The organism is Methylobacterium longum (genome assembly GCF_022179385.1).
Taxonomy (GTDB): Bacteria; Pseudomonadota; Alphaproteobacteria; order Rhizobiales; family Beijerinckiaceae; genus Methylobacterium; species Methylobacterium longum.
The window spans coordinates 168,404-187,744 of the sequence record NZ_BPQS01000007.1 but is presented as its reverse complement, the minus strand read 5'-3'; the positions used below and the strand labels follow the sequence as shown (position 1 = coordinate 187,744).

Sequence of the window (19,341 nt, the reverse complement as noted above, 5' to 3'; positions counted from 1 at the left end):
ACCATAGGGCGCGCTTATGATCCCCCGTCGGATCGGTCTGTCCCGATCCCGCGAAGGGAGATCCCCGATGGGCCTGTTCGCCGCGCTCTCGAACTCGATTTCCGGCGCCTCGGCGCAGTCGCTCGCCCTGAACAACATCTCCGGGAACATCGCCAACACCCAGACGGCGGGGTTCAAGACCACGGAGACGCACTTCGCCGACCTGCTGGCCCAAACCGAGGGCGGCACGCAGCCGGCGGGCGGCGTGGGCTCGAGCACGCGCAACACCCTCAACATCCAGGGCACGGTGCAGTCGACCGGCGTGTCGACCAACCTCGCCATCTCGGGCAACGGCTACTTCATCGTCCGAGAGAACAACGGGACGACCGACAGCCCGGATTTCACCGGCGAGACCGGCTACACGCGGCGCGGCGACTTCGCGCCCGATGCCAGCGGCTATCTCACCAACGGCGCGGGCTACTACCTGTTCGCCGGACCCTCGGCGACGACCCCGGTCCAAGTCCCGACCGGCGCCAACACCCTGTCGAGTCTCGCGGTCTCGCCGGCCGGCACCCTCACGGGCACCGCCGCGGATGGCAGCCCCGTGGCGCTGGGGTCGCTGACGCTCGCGCAGTTCGGCCTGCAGGACAATCTGACCTCCCTCGACGGCGGGACCTACGTGGCCAATGGCCGGTCCGGCACGCCGAGCTACGGCCTCAACGGCGCGACCCTCACGCCCGGCTCGGTGGAGCAATCGAACGCCGGCATCTCCGACCAGTTCTCGAAGATGATCGAGACCCAGCAGGCCTACACGGCCAACACCAAGGTCATGAGCACCACCGACCAGATGCTGCAGGACGCCATCGCGATGTACACCTGACGCGGCCGGGGGCCCGTCACAGGAACTTCAGCGGATCCGTCTCGGGCGGGGGCGGCGCCACGTCGGCGCGGTTCCACCAGCCGCCGCCCAGGGCCACGAACAGGGCCGCGGTGTCGGCGTACTGGGTGGCGCGCGCGCCCGCCGAGGTCACCAGCGCGGAGAGGTAGCCCTGCTGGGCGATCAGAACCTGCGAGGAGGTGACCGCGCCCGCCGTGTATTGCTTGCGGATCAGGCCGAGGCTCTGGTTCGTCGCGCTCACCGCGGCGTCGGCGGCGGCCACCGCCCTGGCGTCGGCCTGGAGCGCCCGCAGGGCGTCGGCCACGTTCTGGAAGGCGGTGATGACGGTCGCCTTGTACTGCGCCTGCGCCAGCGTCAGCGATTCCTCGGAGGCGCGCTGGCGCCGGAACAGGGTGCCGGCATCGAAGATCGGCGCCGTCGCCTGCCCGATGATCGTGAAGAACGCGGCCCCCGGTGCGGCCACCTGCGCGATCCGCGTCGCGCTGGATCCGCCCGTGGCGGTCAGGCTGAACTGCGGCAGGCGGTTGGCCACGGCGACGCCGACATTGGCGCTCGCCTCCTGGACCAGGGCTTCGGCGGCCTTCACGTCGGGCCGCTGCTGCACGAGCCGCGACGGCAGGCTCACCGGAAGCTTGGTCGGCAGCCGCAGGGCGGACAGGTCGAAGGTCTCGGGAATCTCGTCGGAGGGCAGCCGACCGGCGAGCGCGGTCAGCAGGTTGCGCTGCTGGGCCAGCGCCTTCTCCAGCGGCGGCAGCAATTGCTGCGACAGCGCCAGGGCGGCCTGCTGCTGCACCACGTCGGCGCCCGCGATCTGCCCGAGCGAGAGCTGCTTGTTGTAGAGCTGCAGCACCTCGGTCTGCGCCTGGATCACCTTGCGGGTCGCGTCGATCTGCGCCCGGAGGGCCGCCTCCTGGATGGCGGCGGCCACGACGTTGGCGGTGAGGCTGAGGTAGGCCGCCTCCAGCTGGAAGCGCTGGTTCTGGGTGGCGGCCTCCAGCGACTCGATCTGGCGGCGGTTCCCGCCGAACACATCCGGATTGTAGGAGACCACCGCCTGCGGCGTGGACAGGCTGTAGAGATACTGGGTCTGGTTGTTGAGCGGCGATTGCAGGTCGAGGCCGGGCGCCAGGGCGCCCTGGATCTGCGGCGTCGCGGTGAGGCTCGGGTAGAGCGTGCCCTTCTGGGCGAGGGTATTCTGCTGCGCCACCCGCAGCGAGGCCTGCGCGGCCTCCAGAGTCGGGTTGTTGGCCAGGGCCTGCTCGACGATGCGGTTCAGCGCCTTCGAGTGGAACAGGGTCCACCACCGGCCGGGAATGTCGGCGCCGGAGACGAAGCTCTGGTCCGCCGAGCCGCCCTGGCGGGTGCGGATGTTGTCGGCCGCGGACGGATTCTGCAGGGGCTCCCGGGTGTAGCGACCGACCGGAGGCGCCTCGGGCGGCACGAAGTTCGGGCCGACCGCGCAGGCCGACAGGCACAGGGATGCGGCCAGCAAAGCGGCCGCCCGTCCGCACCGGCTCGGCGCAAAGCTCACCATCCCGCCCCCGAAAACCCCACCCCGGTAGAGCGGCGCGGGGCGCGTCCGAGTCAATGCGGCCGCCGCCGGGCCACGCGCGCGACCGGGACGTTGTGGCCCCCCTGCAACGCGCCGCCTGCCCATCCGGAACCGGCTCACGCGGCGGCCCGGTGCTCGGTCCGCGCCCGGGCATCCGGATTCGGCTGGCGGCGGGAGAAAAGGGCGATCAGCACCGGCACGATCACGAGGATCAGGTTCGGTGCCAGGATGATGCCGCCCACCACCACGAGCGCCAGGGGTTTCTGCACCTGCGAGCCGATGCCGGTGGAGACCGCCGCCGGCAGCAGGCCGACGCAGGCGGCCACGCAGGTCATCATCACCGGGCGCATCCGCACCACGGCCGCCTGCCAGACCGCCTCCTGCCGCTTCCAGCCCTCGTCGAGGAGCTGGTTGTAGTAGGCGAGCAGGATCACGCCCTCCATGGTCGAGATGCCGAACAGCGCGATGAAGCCGATCGCCGCCGAGATCGAGAACGGCGTCCCGGTCAGGAACAGGGCGAAGATGCCGCCGATCATCGCCATCGGGATCACCGACAGGGTCAGCAGCATGTCGGCCACCGACGAGAAGTTGATGTAGAGGAGCAGCGCGATCAGCAGCAGCGTCAGCGGCACCACGAGGCTCAGGCGGGCCGCCGCCTCCTTCAGGTTGGTGAACTGCCCGACCCATTCCAGCCGGTAGCCCGGCGGCAGGTCCACCGCGTCGGCGACCTTGCGCTGCGCCTCGATCACGGCGCTGCCGAGGTCCCGGCCGCGCACCGAGAACTTCACCGGGATGTAGCGCTCCTGATCCTCGCGGTAGATGAACGAGGCGCCCGAGACGAGGTCCACGTCGGCGATCTCGGAGAGCGGCACCTGGATGACGCCGCCGTTGGGGTTCTGCGCGCCGACCGCGATGTTGCGGATGCCGGCGAGCGACGAGCGGTACTCCTTGGCGAGGCGCACCCGCATGGGGAAGTGCCGGTCGGAGCCGTACTCGTAGAGGTCGCCCGCGGTCTGGCCGCCGATCGCCGCCTGGATCGTGGTGTTCACGTCGCCGATCGACAGGCCGTAGCGGGCGGCCTTGTGACGGTCGACGTCGATCCGCACCGTCGGCTGGCCCAGCGACTCGAACACGGACAGGTCGGTGACGCCCTGGACGGTGCCGAGCGCCGCCTTGACGGCGTTGGCGGTCTTGGTGAGCTGAGCGAGGTCGTTGCCGTAGACCTTCACCGAGTTCTCGCCCTTCACGCCCGAGGCCGCTTCCTGGACGTTGTCCTCGATATACTGCGAGAAGTTGAACTCGATGCCTGGAAATTCGTCTCCTAGTTGTTTGCTCAGGGTCTGGATCAGGGTCTCCTTGTCGAGCCCCTTCCGCCACTGGTCGATAGGCTTGAGCGGCGCCAGGAGCTCGACGTTGAAGAAGCCGGTGGCGTCGGTGCCGTCGTTCGGCCGGCCCTGGTGCGACAGCACGGTGACGACCTCGGGGACCTCCTGGAAAATCTTGCGCATGCGCTGGACGTAGGCGTTGCCGGCCTCCAGCGAGATCGAGGCCGGCATCGTGCCGCGCACGTACAGGTTGCCCTCCTCGAGGCGCGGCAGGAACTCCAGGCCGAGATTGCGCGCCACGAGACCCGAGGCCAGCAGGATCGCCAGCATCACCGCGAGCGACAGGATGCGGTTGCGCAGTCCGAAGGCCAGGATGCGCTTGTGGCCGAAGCGCAGGAGCCGCACGATCAGCGTGTCGCGCTCCTCCAGTTTCCTGGGCAGGATCAGCGCGGAGAGGGCGGGCGACACCGTGAAGGTCGCCAGCAGCCCGCCCAGAAGGGCGTACGCGTAGGTCTTGGCCATCGGCCCGAAGATGTGGCCCTCGACGCCCGTCATCGTGAACAGTGGCAGGAAGCCGACGATGATGATCGTGGCCGAGAAGAAGATCGCCCGGTTCACCTCGCGCCCGGCCACCGCGATGGTGCCGAGCCGGCCGGTCAGGCCGGCGGGAGGCGCCTCGCCCTTCACGTGGTCGGGTTCGGCGATGTGCCGGAACACGTTCTCGACCATGATCACGGTGGCGTCGACGATCAGGCCGAAATCGATGGCGCCGAGCGACAGCAGGTTCGCCGAATCCCCGCGCACGACGAGGATCAGGATCGCGAAGCCCAGGGCGAACGGGATCGTGGCCGCCACGATGATCGCGCTGGTGAGCGAGCCGAGGAACAGCCACTGCACCACGAAGACCAGCACCACGCCGAAGACGAGGTTGTGCATCACGGTGTGGGTCGTGGTGTGGATCAGGCCGGACCGGTCGTAGATCCGTTCGATCTTCACGTCGGGCGGCAGGATCGAGGACGCGTTGATCTTGTCGATCTCGGCCTCGACGCGCTGCAGGGTCGGCAGGCTCTGGCCGCCGCGGCTCATCAGCACGATGCCCTCGACGATGTCGGACGCGTCGTCGTGGCCCACGATGCCGAGCCGCGGCGCGTTCGACACGCGCACCTCGGCCACGTCCCGCACCAGCACCGGCGTGCCGTTGACGAGGCTGATCATCGTATCCCTGATGTCGTCCATGTCGCGGATCAGGCCGATGCCGCGCACCACCGCCGATTGCTGGCCGACATTGAGCGTCTGCCCGCCGACGTTGATCGAGGCGTTGTTGAGCGCCGTCGTCAGCTGGACGAGCGTCAGGCCCTGGGCCTGGAGGCGGTTCAGGTCGACCGCCACCTCGTATTCCTTGGCCTTGCCGCCGAAGGCGGTCACATCGACCACGCCGGGGATCGCCTTGAACCTGCGCTGCAGCACCCAGTCCTGCAGGGTCTTCATGTCCATCGGAGAGTAGCCCGCCGGGCCGACGAGTTTGTAGCGCATGATCTCGCCCACCGGGCTCGTCGGCGAGATCTGCGGCGTCGCCCCGTTGGGCAGCGTCGGCGCCTGCGACAGGCGGTTGAGCACCCGCTGCAGCGCCTGCTCGTACGTGTACTCGTAGTTGAACTGGACCTTCACGTCGGAGAGGCCGAACAGCGAGATCGTCCGCACCACCTGGGCGTTGGGGATGCCGGCGAGCGCCACTTCCAGCGGGATGGTGATGTAGCGCTCGATCTCGTCGGCCGACTGGCCCGGGTTCTGGGTGATCACGTCGACGAGCGGCGGAACCGGATCGGGATAGGCCTCGATGTTGAGCTGCGTGTAGGCGCCGTAGCCGATGCCCAGCATCATCACGAACAGCAGCACGACCAGCACGCGCTGGCGCAGCGAGAAGGCGATCAGGGCGTTCATCGGACCGGATCCCCGCTCAGGACGCCTTGTCGCCGGTGGCGGCCCGGTCGATGAACAGCGCGCCGCGGGTGACGACCTGCTCGCCGGCGCGCAGCCCCTGTGTGACCTGGGCGTTGTCGCCGTTGATCAGGCCGAGCTTGATGTCGCGCGCCTCCACGGCCCCGTCCGGCCGGGCCACCCAGACATGGGTGCGGTCCCCCTCGTACACGATGGCGGCCACGGGAATGCTGGGGGCCGGCTCGCCCTTGCCGGTGACGATCGTGTAGGTGGCGAACATCTCGGGGCGCAGCACCCGGTCGGGGTTGTCGACCTCGCTGCGCACGGCGAGCCGCCGCGTGGCCGCGTCGAGGCTGGCGGCCATGTAGTTCACCCGCGCCTTGAAGACCCGCGCGCCGAAGCCCGCCACCTTCGCCTCGACCTCCTGGCCGATGCGGATCTTCGGAATCTCGCTCTCCCGGACATTGGCGACCAGCCAGACCGTGGACAGGTCGCCGATCACGAAGACTGGATCGCTGGAGGCCGAGAGATACTGGCCGATGCCCACCTTCCGCTGCACGATCGTGCCGGGGATCGGTGCCCGGATCTGGGTCTCCGGGCTCATCGTGCCCTTCTTCTCGTAGGCGGCGATCTCGGCGTCGGACTTGCCCAGCAGCCGCAGGCGGTTCTTCACCGCGTCGAGGGCGGCCTCGGCGGTCTTCAGGTCGCTCTGGGCGGCGATCACGTCGTTCTGCGCCGACTGGTAGTCCTTCAGCGCCACCGCATGGGCCTGGAACAGCTCCTGCTGGCGCGCCGCGATGGTCTGATCGAGCTTCAGCAGCGCCTGCTGTTTCTGCAGGTTGTTCAGCGCCGCCTGATAATCGTTCTGCGCCTGGACCATATCGGTGGCCTCAAGCGTCAGGAGCACGTCGCCGGCCTTCACGTCGTCGCCCGCCCGGACCAGAACCTTGGTCACCCGGCCCGCGTAGGGCGAGACCACCGGCACGTTGTCGTCGTCGTTGAGGGCGATGCGCCCCTCGGCCGATCCCTCCGGCCGGAACACCTGCGTGGCGACCGGCAGGATCTCGAAGGCGGCGCGCTGCTCCTTGGTGGGCCGGAAGATCCGTTCGACTGGGCCGGCCTTCTGCATGTCGAGGCCCGGATCGGGGTTGCTCGGCGCGAACAGCCCGGTCAGCGAGGCGACGAGCCCGGACGCGGCCTCGCGGGCGCGGTCCGGGAAGGCGAAGGCCAAGCCGGCCGCAGTTCCGACGAGCACCAGCGCGACCACGAGGGCCGGCCACCGGCGCCTGGGCGCGGTGATGGCCTCGTCCTGTTCCAGCGGGTTTCGGGCGTCCATGGGATGATCTTCAGGAACCGGGCTGACCGACGAAGACACGCGCCGCGTCGGGACGCCGCTCACATCAATGCGACCGCAGGTGCTTTTCTATGGCAGAGCGTGCGGAACATTCCGCGTGACGCGATCTGCCTAGAGCAAAGCTTCTCCGACTCGCAATCGACCGGCAGCCCCGGTCGCGAAACCGTGTGGCCCCGTCTTCCTTTGACGGAATCTGTTACAATATGACAACGGTCGCGGGCGTGCCTCGCCTGACACGGCCTGCCCGATCCTCTCCGCCACGAAGAACCCGTCATGACCGATACGAGCGCCGCCTCTGCCCAAGGGGCATCACTTGCTGGATCGACCGCCGGCAAGATCCCCGTGACCGTGCTGACCGGCTACCTCGGCGCCGGCAAGACCACGCTCCTCAACCGGATCCTCACCGAGAACCACGGCAAGCGCTACGCCGTGATCGTCAACGAGTTCGGCGAGATCGGCATCGACAACGATCTCGTCGTCGGCGCCGACGAGGAAGTGTTCGAGATGAACAACGGGTGCGTCTGCTGCACGGTACGCGGCGACCTGATCCGCATCATGGACGGGCTGGTGAAGCGCCGCGGCAAGTTCGACGCGATCATCGTCGAGACCACCGGCCTCGCCGACCCGGCGCCCGTGGCCCAGACCTTCTTCGTCGACCAGGACGTGGGCGAGGCCGCCCGCCTCGACGCGGTGGTGACGGTGGCCGACGCCAAGTGGCTCTCCGCCCGCCTGAAAGACGCTCCCGAGGCGAAGAACCAGATCGCCTTCGCGGACGTGATCCTGCTCAACAAGAGCGACCTCGTGGCGCCGGCCGACCTCGACCGGGTCGAGGCCGAGATCCGCACCATCAACCCGCTGGCCAAGCTCCACCGCACCCAGAACTGCGCGGTACCCCTCGAGGCCGTGCTGGAGCGCAACGCCTTCGACCTCGACCGCATCCTCGACGTCGAGCCCGACTTCCTGGAGGAGGGGCACCACCACCATCACGATTCGGACATCCGCTCGATCTCGGCGCGGATCGAGGGAGAAGTCGATCCCGAGAAGTTCATGCCGTGGATCTCGAACCTGACCCAGGTCCAGGGCCCCGACATCCTGCGCTGCAAGGGGATCGTGGCCTTCCCGAACGAGCCGAAGCGCTTCGTCTTCCAGGGCGTGCACATGATCCTCGACGGGGACGTTCAGGGCGACTGGAAGCCGGATGAGGAGCGGGTCTCCCGGGTGGTGTTCATCGGCCGAAACCTCGACGAGGCGGCGATCCGGGAGGGTTTCGAGAGCTGCCGGGTGTGAGGCGTGGAGGGGCAGGGCGCGGCTCTCCCGCCCCTCCCTGCGGGGGCGAAGGACCTGCGTAGCAAGCCGGGGGAGCCACGGTGCAGGACAGGGCTCTGCCCTGCGTTGAAGGCTCCGCTTCTGCCTGGACCCGGGTTCCCGTCTCCCGACCCCTGCTGGCGCCGAGGGCGCCCATCGGGTCACCCGCGCACGCGGGGGAGGGCGACGCGTGAGGGCTCGGGGATGCTAACGTCGCAATCGAAGAGGCTCCCGGTTCGCCCCCGAAGTCGATTCTCAACCATTCCCGGTCAGTCTAGCGGCTGCGGGCCCGCGTCTCCGGCCTGCGGAGCCCGCGTATCATGGCCCATACCGCAGCGCCCGGAATCCCGGTTCCCTCCGGGCTGACGGATGGAATCCCGCGCGGCATCCCGCTCCTCGCGGCCGTCCAGGGCCTGGCGAAGGTGCTGTTCGCGGCCTTTATCTTCTTCGCCTGCTTCGCGTTCTCCGAGACGTCGCCCTACGACGCGGTGGCGCTGCCGACGATCCTGCTGTGGCTCTGCCTCGGAGTGCGGCTGCACCGCGGGATGGTGCCGCTGCTCGCGCTCCTGCTCGTCTACCTGGCGGCGATCGTCATGGGGCTGCTCCCGTACCTGAACGAGGACTTCCCGGTCACCTGGACGGTCCAGCTGATCTACCTCGCGGTCACCTGCATCTTCTTCGCCATGTTCTTCGCGGACGACACGCACGCCCGGATGGAACTGGCGCTGAAGGCCTACACGGCGAGCTGCGTGTTCTCGGCCGCGCTCGGCATCGTCGGCTACCTGCAGTGGCTCGGGATCGAGGACCTCTTCTACAAGTACGACCGGGCCTCCGGCACCTTCCAGGATCCGAACGTGTTCGGCTCGTTCCTGACGCTCGGCGCCCTCTACCTGATGCACGGCCTGCTCACCGGCACCGCGCGGCGGCCCCTGGCGGCGCTCGTCGGCCTGCTGATCATCGTGGCGGGCATCTTCCTGTCGTTCTCGCGGGGCTCCTGGGCGGGGAGCGTCGTCGCGGTGCTGCTGATGGTGGGGTCGGTCTACGCGGGCAGCACCTCGCTGCGCCTGCGCCGCCGGATCGTGCTCCTGACCGTCGCGACCCTCGTGCTCGGCACGGTCGCGGTGATCGCCCTGCTCTCGGTCGACCACGTGCGCAAGATGTTCGAGATCCGTGCGTCCCTGGCGCAGGACTACGACCAGGGCGAGACCGGCCGCTTCGGCAATCAGCTGCGCGGCCTCGCGATGCTGCTGGAGCGCCCGTTCGGGATGGGGCCGATGCACTGGCGCCTGGTCTTTGGGCTGGAGCCGCACAATTCCTACATCGGCTCCTTCGCCAACGGCGGCTGGCTCGGCGGCGCGGTGTTCATCGGCCTCGTGCTGACCACGGGCGTCGTCGGCTTCCGGCTGCTGGCGCGACCGTCGCCGGTCCGGGCGCACGCGCAGATCGTGTGGCCGGCGCTGCTGATGTTCTTCCTGCAGGCCTTCCAGATCGACATCGAGAAGTGGCGTCACGTCTACATGATGCTCGGCATGGTCTGGGCTCTGGAGGCGGCGCGGCTGCGCGCGCCGCCGCCGCAGGTCGGTGACGCTTGAAACCCGGGCCCAGCCGCGCCATCGCTCCCCCGCCGCGGAGGCGAACACCGCTCGGCGCATGCCCACCCGGAGACGGATCGTGACGAGACAGCCGGATAGGGAGGGGGACCGGCTCGCCGCTCTCAACGCCGTGGGCATCCTCGGGACGGCGCCCGAGCCGCATTTCGACGCGGTCTGCCGCACCGCCCGCCGCTTGTTCGGCGTGCGCAGCGCCCTGGTCGCTTTCATCGACGACACCGAGCTGTGGCCCAAGACCCCCTGCATCGACGTGCCGGGGGCGATCCCGCGCGAGAACGGCATCTGCCATCACACCATCCGCAGCGACGCCCTTCTGGTCGTCTCCGACGCCCGGACCGACCCGCGCTTCCGCGGCCTGCCGGGGGTCACCGCCGAGAACGGCTTCCGCTTCTACGCGGGCCTGCCGCTCAGCCTGCGGCCCGGGCTGCGGATCGGCACCTTCTGCCTGATCGATCCGGAGCCCCGCGCCGGGCTCTCGGAGGCCGAAGTGGCCGCCTTCCGCGATCTCGCCGAGGTCGTCCTTGCCCACCTTCGGCTCACCGAGGCCAACGCGCGCCGGGATCGCGAGATCGCACAGGCGACGATCCGCGAGGCCCTGATCCGCGAGCAGCACCGCGAGATCAACGCCCGCGCGAAGGCCCAGGAGGCGGCCAACCACCAGCTGACCATGGCCGAGCAGCTCGCTCATATCGGCAACTGGCGCGTGGAGCTCTCCGACGGCCAGCCGGTGTGGTCGGCCAGCCTCTACGCCATCGCGGGCCGCGACCCGCGGTCGCCGCCGCCCTGCCTCGCGGATTTCGCGCTGATCTACCATCCCGACGACCGGGCCCGCCTGGAAGCGATCGTCGCCGATGCCGTCGCCCGCCGCGCCAGCTTCGACTTCGAGGCGCGGCTCCTGCGGCCCGACGGCGCCATCCGCGACGTGGTCGTCCGGGGCCTGTGCCGGGGGGAGGGCGCGGCGGCCGGCCTCGTCGGCGTGCTCATCGACGTCACCGAGCGGCGGCGCGCCGAGGACGAGGTGCGCCGGAGCGAGCTGCGCTACCGGGGCCTGGCCGAGACGCTGCCGCTCCTGGTCTGGACCATGCGGGTCGGCGACGGGCGGGCGACCTACGCCAACGCGCAGTTCCACGCCTATTACGGGGCGCTCGGACCGGAGCGGGCCGAACGCCTCGCCCGCAACCATCCGGAGGATGCCGCCGCCATGGAGGCGGCCTGGAACCGCGCGGTCGAGACCGGCACGGGCTTCAGCGGCCAGTGGCGGATCCGGCGCCACGACGGCGTCTTCCGGTGGCACAAGATCTCGCTGATTCCGATCCGCCTCGATGCCGCGGACGGCGCCGTGGCGGAGTGGCTCGGCACCGCCCTCGACGTGGACGACATCGTGACCGCGCGCCTCGCCGTCGAGGAAGCCCGCGGATTGTTGGGGATCGCCCTGGACGCCGCGGAGGCCGGCACCTGGGATTGGGACATGCGCACCGGACTCGCCACGCTCAGCCCGGAGAGCGCGCGCATGCACGGGTTGCCGGAATCCGACGCACCCCGCGCCGTCACCGCCGCCGAGTGGACGGCACTCCTGCATCCCGACGACGTCTCGGACGTCTGGAACGAGATCCGGCGCGCGGTCGAGACCTCCACGCCCTACACGGCGGAGTTCCGCGTGGGCGGCCGCTGGCTGTACGCTCGCGGCCGCACGCTCTCCGGCGCCGAGGGTCAGCCGCAGAGCATGGTCGGCCTCCACCTCGACATCACCGAGCGCAAGTCGGCCGAAGCGGCTCTGCGGGCCGCCACCTTCGACGCGGAGGCGGCCCGCGCCGAGGCGGAGCGGGCGAGCGAGGCCAAGAGCGAGTTCCTGGCCGCGATGAGTCACGAGATCCGCACGCCCTTGAACGGCATCCTGGGCTACGCCGACCTGCTCCTCGAGGAGGGCGCGATCCAGAACGAGGATCGGCGACGCCTGGAACTGATCCAGAGCTCCGGGGCGGCCCTGCTCACCGTCGTCAACGACATCCTCGATTTCTCGAAGATCGAGGCCGGCGAACTGGTCCTCGATCCGGTGTCGTTTCCGCTGGTCTCCACGGTGGACGCCACGGTGTCGATCGTCCGGGGGAGCGCACTCCGGAGCGGCCTCACCATCGGGGCCCGGATCGATCCGGCGCTCCCGAACTTCGTGGTCGGCGATGCCAGCCGGTTGCGGCAGGTCCTGCTCAACCTGCTGAACAACGCCGTGAAGTTCACCTCCGAGGGCTCCGTCACGGTGATCGTGGAGCGGGAGGGCCAGGGCATCGCCCCCGACGGCAACCCGGGTGACATCGTGCGCTTCGCCGTGACCGATACCGGCATCGGCATCGCGCCGACGCAGCAGGACCGCCTGTTCAAGCGCTTCAGCCAAGTGGACGGCTCCATCAGCCGGCGCTTCGGCGGTACCGGGCTCGGGCTGGCCATATCGCGGCACCTCGTGACCCTGATGGGCGGCGAGATCGGCGTGGAGAGCCGCGAGGGCGAGGGATCAACCTTCTGGTTCCGCCTCGTCCTCCCGCGGAGCGCCGAGACCGTCGGCACGCACGGCGCCCCGGTGGAGGAGACCGGCACGGCGCCGCTGCGGTCGCCGGCGCCGGCGTCCGGTCCTGAGCCCGCTCCCGCGCCGCGACTCCGCTTGCTGCTCGTGGAGGATGTGCCGCTCAACCAGGAACTCGCCTGCGCGGTGCTGGAATCGCAGGGCTACGCGGTGGACGTGGCGGGCGACGGCGCCGAGGCGATCACGGCGGTCGGAACATCCGTGGCTTCGGGCCGCGCCTACGACCTCGTGCTGATGGACGTGCAGATGCCCCGCGTCGACGGCCTGACGGCCACCCGCCGCATCCGCGCCCTGGCGCCCCCGGCCTGCGACATCCCGATCGTCGCCATGACCGCCAACGTCCTCCCGGCGCAGATCGAGGAGCTGCGCGAGGCCGGGATGGACGATCATGTCGGCAAGCCGTTCCGCCGGGCCGACCTGTTCGCCACGATCAGCCGCTGGACCGCCCCCGGGGCACGTCGTCCGACGCGAGCGGAGGAAGCCTGCCGCGTCCCGGAGGTTGATTCCGCCGTCCTCGACGCCGCCGTGCTTACCGAGATGAGGGCGAGCTTCGGCGCGGACCGGGTGGCCGCACTCCTCGATCTCCTGGCCAACGAGCTGTCGGAGCGGTTCCGTCCGACGGAGACCGACCGGCTTCAGATCGCCCACGACGCCCACGCCCTGGTGGCGGCCGCCGGGCTCCTCGGCTTCGTCGGGCTGTCGAGCCTGTGCCGGGAGGTCGAGGCCGCCGCCCATGCAGGCGCCGACCTGATGCCGCTGATCCGGCGCCTGGAGGTGCAACGGGCGACGGCCCTGCGGGCGATCCGGCAGTTACGGGCGGCCTGAGCGGCGCCTCGACGGGATGGTCCGGAACCCGGCGCGTGCGCCGGGTTCCGGTGCTTCGATCCCCCCGCGGCGCCGAAGCGAGGCGGAGGACGCCCTCAAGGGGGGCGCCGCCCTTTAGGAGAGCGGGGACGAACGGAGCAGCCCGATCAGACCGGTTCCTCGGAATCCTCCGGTAGCGGATCCACCGTCCAGGTCGTGGCGAAGGCGGCGAGTTCCCGGGCGTCCGCGAAGGCCGCCACAGTCACCTCGCGCTCGGCCGGCACCGCCCCCGGATAGGGGGCGAGCTGGATCCGCACGCGGGCGACGCGGCCGCCAGGAGCGTTCTGCGCAATCCAGGCCTGTGCGTCCGGCGTGAGCCGCTCCGGACCGTCGAGGGCGCGGGAATCACCCCGCAGCACGATGACGTAGCTGCCCAGGCTGAGATCCGCCTCCTGCACGGCTTTGACGATGTCGATCACGGGTTTTCCGCGAAGTCGTTGATCTGCACCTGGGCCTGCGCCTGGGTGAAGTTCGGGATGTCGGCGAAGATCTCCTCGCCGTGGGCGGCCACGGCCTTCTTGAAGGCGTCCACCGATTCGAAGGTCAGCAGCGCCATCACCTGGAACGGAGCGGCTCCGCCGTCCGGGGTGCCGGTGCCCTTGATCACCTTCGCGTCGTGCAGGCCCAGCGAGGACCAGCGCTCCCGCACCAGCGGCATGTGGTGGCCGAGATAGTAGCCCATGTCGAAGCTCGGGCCGGCGGGGTACATCACGCTTACCAGGATCATGTGATCTCCTTCATGTGGGTCGCCCGGGCGCCCGCGATCGCAGCGCGCCGTGAGAGCTAGTGCAGCTTCACCCGCGGCTCGGTGCGGCGGGTGAGCGCGCGCGCCAGGGTGTCGAGCGCCGTCTTGGCGGTCCCGTGCAGCGCCTGCTCGTGCATCTTGTAGAGCGAGCGGTACATCATCCGGGCGAACAGGCCGGCGATCAGCATGTTCTTGCCGCGCACGAAGCCCATCAGGCTGCCCACGGTCGAGTACTCGCCGAGCGACACCAGCGAACCGAAATCCTTGTACTTGAAGGCTTTCAGCGGCTTGCCGTCGATCTTGGCCTGGATCTGGCCGATGAGATGGCTGGCCTGCTGGTGGGCGGCCTGGGCGCGCGGCGGCACCGGGGTGTCGGATCCCGCCTCGACCAAGTAGGCGCAGTCGCCGAGCGCGAAGATGTCGGGGTCGCGGGTGGTCTGCAGGGTCGGGGTGACCACGAGCTGGTTGGTCCGGGTGGTCTCCAGACCGCCGATGCCCTGCAGGAACGGCGGCGCCTTCACGCCGGCCGCCCAGACGACCAGCTCCGACGGGACGAATGTGCCGTCAGCGAGCTGGACGCCGTCGGCGCGGACCTCGGTCACCCGTGCCTTCACGCGCACGTCGACGCCGATCTTGTTGAGGAGCTGCATCACCTCGGACGAGAGGCGCTGCGGCACCGCCGGCAGGATCCGGTCGGCCGCTTCCACGAGGGTGATGCGGATATCCTTGCCCGGGTCGATCCTGTCGAGGCCGGTGGAGACGACGTGGCGCAGGGTCCGGTGCAATTCGGCGGCGAGCTCGGTGCCGGTGGCGCCGGCACCGATCACCGTGACGTGAAGCTGGCCAGGCCGGACCGGTCCGTCCTGGGTATGGGCCCGCAGGGAGGCGTTCACGAGGCGCTGGTGGAAGCGCACCGCCTGGTCCTGGGTATCGAGGGCGATGGCGTGCTCGGCGACGCCCGGCGTGCCGAAATCGTTGGTTGTGGAGCCCACCGCCATCACCAGGGTGTCGTAGGGGACGGAGCGCTCGGGCGTGACCTCGCGCCCCTCGGCGTCGTGGCTCGCCGCGAGCTGGATGGTGCGCCCCTCCCGGTCGAGTCCGGTCATCCGCCCGATCCGGTAGCGGAAGCCGTGGGTGTGGGCGTGGTGCAGGTAATCCACCGCGTGATGGCCGACGTCGAGGCTGCCGGCCGCGACCTCGTGGAGCAGGGGCTTCCAGATGTGGGTGCGCGCGCGGTCGACCAGCGTGACGTGCGCACGCTTACCGCGGCCGAGCTTGTCTCCGAGCTTCGTCACCAACTGGAGCCCGGCGGCGCCGCCACCGACCACGACGACGCGATGCAGGCCGGACTCGTTCTCGACGGGTACCATCGACACTCTTTCTGCCCCCGAACCGGGATTGAAACGCCGGCCTGCTTACACACACCGGGTGTCCGATTGCCACATCTGCCTGCCGGGGGCACCCGCTACCAGAAGGCGCGGGCCCGGCGCGACAAAGCGATCAGACGCCCGGGGCGCCGGGCTGACGCAACGGGTGTGCCTCGGCGACCTCGGGCAGGGCGAGGCAGGCTTCGGCGATCCGCGCCACATGGGGGTAGGGTGCCGTATCGATTCCGAAGATGCCGGTGCCGACCCAGAGGCTGACAAGGCAGAGGTCGGCGTGGCTCACCGCATCCCCCTGGCAGAACCGGCCGGTCCCCGGTTCCGTGCCGAGCCGCGTCTCCAGGGTCTTGAGCCCGGTCTCGAAGGCGTTGCGCAGGAAGTCCAGCATCCGCTCCCGGGGCAGGCCGTACTGCTCCATCAGGAAGGTGCGCACCCGGGGGACGTAGAGGGGATGGGTGTCGCAGGCGACCACCTGCGCCAGGGAACGCGCCCGCGCCCGGGCCCGGGGCTCCTCGGGCAGGAGACGCACGCCGCCCCTCGTCTCTTCCAGATAGTCGAGGATGGCGAGCGATTGGGTGAGCGGCGGCCCGTCGCCGTCGAACAGCGCCGGCACCGCGCCCTGCGGATTGATCTTGCGAAACTCCGGCTCGTGCTGGTCGCCCGCGTCGAGGTCGATGAAGGTCTCCTCGAAGGCGATGCCCTTCAGCTTCAAGGCGATCCGCACCCGGAAGGCCGCGGCCGAGCGCCAGTTGCCGTACATGTGCATGGGGGAAGGGTCTCCGGCGAGGTCGGGGGAGCACAGCCGAGTTTGCGTCGCGCCGCAAGGGGCGGGGCCTCGGAGGCGCCCGTGGGGGCGACAACCGGAACCGGCCGGCCCATATCGAGGCCGTGACCCGGAGACCCCGAACGATGGCCGACCAGACCGCCCCGCGCAGCTTCATTCCCCTCAACATCGCGGTCCTCACCGTGTCGGATACCCGCCGCCCGGAGGACGACCGTTCGGGGGACACGCTGAGCCAGCGCCTCATCGAGGCGGGGCACCGTCTCTCGGGCCGGGCGATCGTGCCGGACGAGATCCCGGCGATCCGCGGTCAGGTGGATGCGTGGCTGCGTGACCCGGACGTCGATGTCGTGATCACCACCGGCGGCACGGGCTTCACCGGCCGTGACGTGACGCCGGAGGCACTGGAGCCGCTGTTCGAGAAGCGCATGGACGGGTTCTCGGCCGTCTTCCATCGGATCTCGTACGACAAGATCGGCACCTCGACGCTGCAATCCCGCGCCACCGCGGGGGTGGCGCGGGCGACCTACGTGTTCGTGCTGCCGGGCTCCCCCGGGGCCTGCCGGGACGCCTGGGACGGCATCCTGGCCCAGCAACTCGACTACAGGCACCGGCCCTGCAACTTCGTGGAGATCATGCCGCGGCTCGACGAGCACCTGCGGCGCGGGGCGAGCGTGTCGGTGTGAAGGATCGCGACGCCGTCACTCCCAGATCGTCGCGGTAGAGCCGCACCCGATACGGCCGGGGACTTCGCGCATCGAACGGCGCTACGCCGCATTCCCCTCCTTGCGGCGCAGCACCGAGTGCTTGCGGCCGTAGAAGAAGTACACGGCCAGCCCGACCGCCATCCAGATCACCAGCCGCAGCCACGTATCGAGGGGCAGGCCGATCATCAGCAGCAGGCAGAGCAGAATGCCGAGAATCGGCACCACCGGCACGGCGGGGACGCGGAACGGGCGCTTCATGTGACGGTCGGTGCGGCGCAGGTAGATCACCGAGCCGCAGACCAGGATGAAGGCGGCCAGGGTCCCGATGCTGACCATCTCGCCCAGGATGTTGATCGGCACCAGGGCCGCCACGAGGGCGACCAGCGCCCCGATGAGCGCTTGGCTGCGGTAGGGCGTCTGGTAGGTCGGGTGGACCTGCGAGAACATCTTCGGCAGCAGGCCGTCACTCGCCATGGTGAAGAAGATCCGGCTCTGTCCGTAGAGCAGCACGAGGATCACCGTCGTCAGGCCGGTGAGCGCGCCGAGCTTGATCGCGATCGAGAACCAGCCGATGCCGATCGCGTCGACGCCCTTGGCGATCGGATCGGGCACGTTCAGGTCCTTGTAGGGGACGAGGCCGGTGAGAACGGCGGCCACCAGCACGTACAGGATCGTGCAGACGGCGAGCGAGCCCAGGATGCCGATCGGCATGTCCTTCTGGGGGCGGCGCGCTTCCTGGGCCGCGGTCGAGACCGCGTCGAAGCCGATGAAGGCGAAGAACACCACGCCGGCGCCGCGCAGGATGCCGCTGTAGCCGAATTCTCCGAACGTTCCGTGGTTGTCGGGGATCAGCGGGTGCCAGTTCGCCGAGTCGACATGGCCCCAGCCCAGCGCGATGAAGGCCACCACCACGGTGAGCTTCACCGCCACCATGATGTTGTTGAAGCGCGCCGATTCCTTGGTGCCGCGCATCAGCAGCATCGTGATCAGGGCCACGATCAGCACCGCCGGCAGGTTGAACAGGGCGGTGCCCCCACCGTCGATCGGCGTGCCGGGCGCGTGGGCGAACTGAGCCGGGATCACGATCCCGACGTCCTTCAGGATGCTGGTGACGTAGCCGGACCAGCCCACCGCCACCGTGGCCGCGCCCATGGCGTATTCGAGGATCAGGTCCCAGCCGATCAGCCACGCGAAGAACTCACCGAGGGTCGCGTAGGTGTAGGTGTAGCTCGATCCCGCCACCGGGATCAGCGCCGCCATCTCGGAGTAGCACAGGCCCACGAAGGCGCAGGCGATGCCGCCGAGCACGAAGGACAGCATGATCCCCGGCCCGGCATATTGCGCCGCCGCCGTGCCGGTGAGGACGAAGATGCCGGCGCCGATGATCGCGCCGACCCCCATGGCGGTGATCGAGAGGGCGCCCAACGTTTTCGAGAGCTGCTGCTCGCCCTCGCCGCTCTCAAGGATGTCGTCGACCGACTTCCGACCCATCAGGCCTGACGAATCCATTGGGCAATCCTTCCAGGCTGGGATCAGGTCAGCGTCCGCTCGCAGGCGAGAAGACGGCAAATCTTCCTCCCTGAACGGGGTGTTGTAGAGGAGGAATGTCCGACAACAACGAGCGACACGGATAGATTCTGCCGATCAGGCCCGGTCGATCCGCGCGATCAGCGGCCTGATCCTGAGGCGAGGCGCGAAGGCGTTCCCGGCCCGCAGCGCCGCCCGCCGCACGACGTCTCCAGCCCGGGCCTGCCGGGCACCGGCCAGGACCTCGATCCCACCGACGAGGCGGCGGCGCCAGCCGGCGGCCGGTCGGTGCAGGCGTCCGAGGCCGATCTCCGGGCGGGCGGTCCCGACGAAGCGGTCGAGGGTGCGGATCCAGCCCTCGCCGAGGACGTCGCCAGCTTCCAGGCAGAGGACCCAGTCCCGGCGGGCCGCGGCCGCACCCGCCGCGTAGGGATTGCCGTCCCGATGAAGGACGAGGGTGGCGCCGGTGGCCTCCGCCACGGCCGTGACCGCCTCGCTCTCCCGGCCCGTCACGATCACGGCGTCGCCGATCAGGCCGCCGGCCACGCCGGAGACGAGCACGCTGAGCGTGTCGGCCAGACGATCGATCGCGTCCGGATCGGCCGGGTCGGCCAGATAGGTCACCGCGGAGAGCATGAGCGCGCATAGACGATTTTGCGCGGCCGTAAACCGTTGATCCGTCTCCGGAAGGCGCTGGTGTGACCGAGGAGCGCGCTCAGACGTGGATTGCCTCAAAAAAGAGCGTCGCATGCGCTCTGCGTTCGCTCTATGTTCCCGTCGGGGGACAGGAGCGACTCGT

14 protein-coding genes are annotated in these 19,341 nt (G+C 69.7%); 5 read left to right on the top strand and 9 right to left on the bottom strand.

From position 1 onward, the window contains the following. The first annotated feature begins 67 nt into the window (after nt 1–67). Entirely contained in the window at nt 68–859 is a 792-nt protein-coding gene (locus tag MFF58_RS09215) for a flagellar hook basal-body protein (RefSeq protein ID WP_238286797.1), read from the top strand. A 16-nt stretch (nt 860–875) separates the two neighbouring features. Here the strand turns inward: MFF58_RS09215 and MFF58_RS09210 are convergent, their stop codons facing one another. From MFF58_RS09210 to MFF58_RS09200, 3 genes are all read right to left on the bottom strand, one after another. Continuing rightward, nucleotides 876–2,411 (bottom strand): efflux transporter outer membrane subunit, encoded by a 1,536-nt coding sequence (locus MFF58_RS09210; RefSeq protein ID WP_243986260.1) that lies wholly within the window; start codon nt 2,409–2,411, stop codon nt 876–878. Between the two features lie 134 nt (nt 2,412–2,545). Next, the gene (locus MFF58_RS09205; RefSeq protein WP_238286795.1) at nt 2,546–5,695 is read right to left on the bottom strand and encodes an efflux RND transporter permease subunit; all 3,150 of its coding nucleotides are present in this window, start codon (nt 5,693–5,695) and stop codon (nt 2,546–2,548) included. A gap of 16 nt (nt 5,696–5,711) precedes the next feature. Further along, entirely contained in the window at nt 5,712–7,028 is a 1,317-nt protein-coding gene (locus MFF58_RS09200) for an efflux RND transporter periplasmic adaptor subunit (protein WP_238286794.1), read from the bottom strand. 291 nt (nt 7,029–7,319) lie between these two features. On the opposite strand from MFF58_RS09200, the gene MFF58_RS09195 reads away from it, so the two are divergent. The 3 genes from MFF58_RS09195 (at nt 7,320) to MFF58_RS09185 (ending at nt 13,361) form a co-directional block, all read left to right on the top strand. Further along, the gene (locus MFF58_RS09195) at nt 7,320–8,333 is read left to right on the top strand and encodes a CobW family GTP-binding protein (RefSeq protein ID WP_238286793.1); all 1,014 of its coding nucleotides are present in this window, start codon (nt 7,320–7,322) and stop codon (nt 8,331–8,333) included. 338 nt (nt 8,334–8,671) lie between these two features. Then, nucleotides 8,672–9,943 (top strand): O-antigen ligase family protein, encoded by a 1,272-nt coding sequence (locus MFF58_RS09190; protein WP_238286792.1) that lies wholly within the window; start codon nt 8,672–8,674, stop codon nt 9,941–9,943. A gap of 58 nt (nt 9,944–10,001) precedes the next feature. Next, on the top strand, nt 10,002–13,361 hold the full coding sequence (locus tag MFF58_RS09185; RefSeq protein ID WP_238286791.1) for a GAF domain-containing hybrid sensor histidine kinase/response regulator: 3,360 nt from the start codon (nt 10,002–10,004) through the stop codon (nt 13,359–13,361). 146 nt (nt 13,362–13,507) lie between these two features. Here MFF58_RS09185 and MFF58_RS09180 read toward each other — a convergent pair whose 3' ends face one another. From MFF58_RS09180 to maiA, 4 genes are all read right to left on the bottom strand, one after another. Beyond that, nucleotides 13,508–13,819, bottom strand: a complete 312-nt coding sequence (locus tag MFF58_RS09180) for a hypothetical protein (protein ID WP_238286790.1) — start codon at nt 13,817–13,819, stop codon at nt 13,508–13,510. Then, the gene (locus MFF58_RS09175; protein ID WP_238286788.1) at nt 13,816–14,127 is read right to left on the bottom strand and encodes an EthD family reductase; all 312 of its coding nucleotides are present in this window, start codon (nt 14,125–14,127) and stop codon (nt 13,816–13,818) included. The genes MFF58_RS09180 and MFF58_RS09175 overlap by 4 nt, the downstream gene beginning before the upstream one ends. A 56-nt stretch (nt 14,128–14,183) precedes the next feature. Beyond that, nucleotides 14,184–15,515: an NAD(P)/FAD-dependent oxidoreductase gene (locus MFF58_RS09170; protein WP_238286786.1), complete on the bottom strand. Its 1,332-nt coding sequence runs from the start codon at nt 15,513–15,515 to the stop codon at nt 14,184–14,186. A gap of 130 nt (nt 15,516–15,645) precedes the next feature. Then, nucleotides 15,646–16,293, bottom strand: coding sequence for a maleylacetoacetate isomerase (gene maiA, locus MFF58_RS09165; protein ID WP_238286785.1), 648 nt, complete (start codon nt 16,291–16,293; stop codon nt 15,646–15,648). Nucleotides 16,294–16,436: 143 nt separating this feature from the next. Between maiA and moaB the strand changes: the two genes are divergently transcribed. After that, nucleotides 16,437–16,994 (top strand): molybdenum cofactor biosynthesis protein B, encoded by a 558-nt coding sequence (moaB, locus tag MFF58_RS09160; RefSeq protein WP_238286783.1) that lies wholly within the window; start codon nt 16,437–16,439, stop codon nt 16,992–16,994. Between the two features lie 81 nt (nt 16,995–17,075). Here the strand turns inward: moaB and MFF58_RS09155 are convergent, their stop codons facing one another. Together MFF58_RS09155 and MFF58_RS09150 are read right to left on the bottom strand one after the other, a co-directional pair. Then, nucleotides 17,076–18,524 carry an amino acid permease gene (locus MFF58_RS09155; protein WP_238286781.1) on the bottom strand — a complete coding sequence of 483 codons (1,449 nt, stop codon included), beginning with the start codon at nt 18,522–18,524 and terminating at the stop codon, nt 17,076–17,078. Nucleotides 18,525–18,659: 135 nt separating this feature from the next. After that, entirely contained in the window at nt 18,660–19,178 is a 519-nt protein-coding gene (locus tag MFF58_RS09150; protein ID WP_238286780.1) for a hypothetical protein, read from the bottom strand. Nucleotides 19,179–19,341 lie beyond the last annotated feature (163 nt).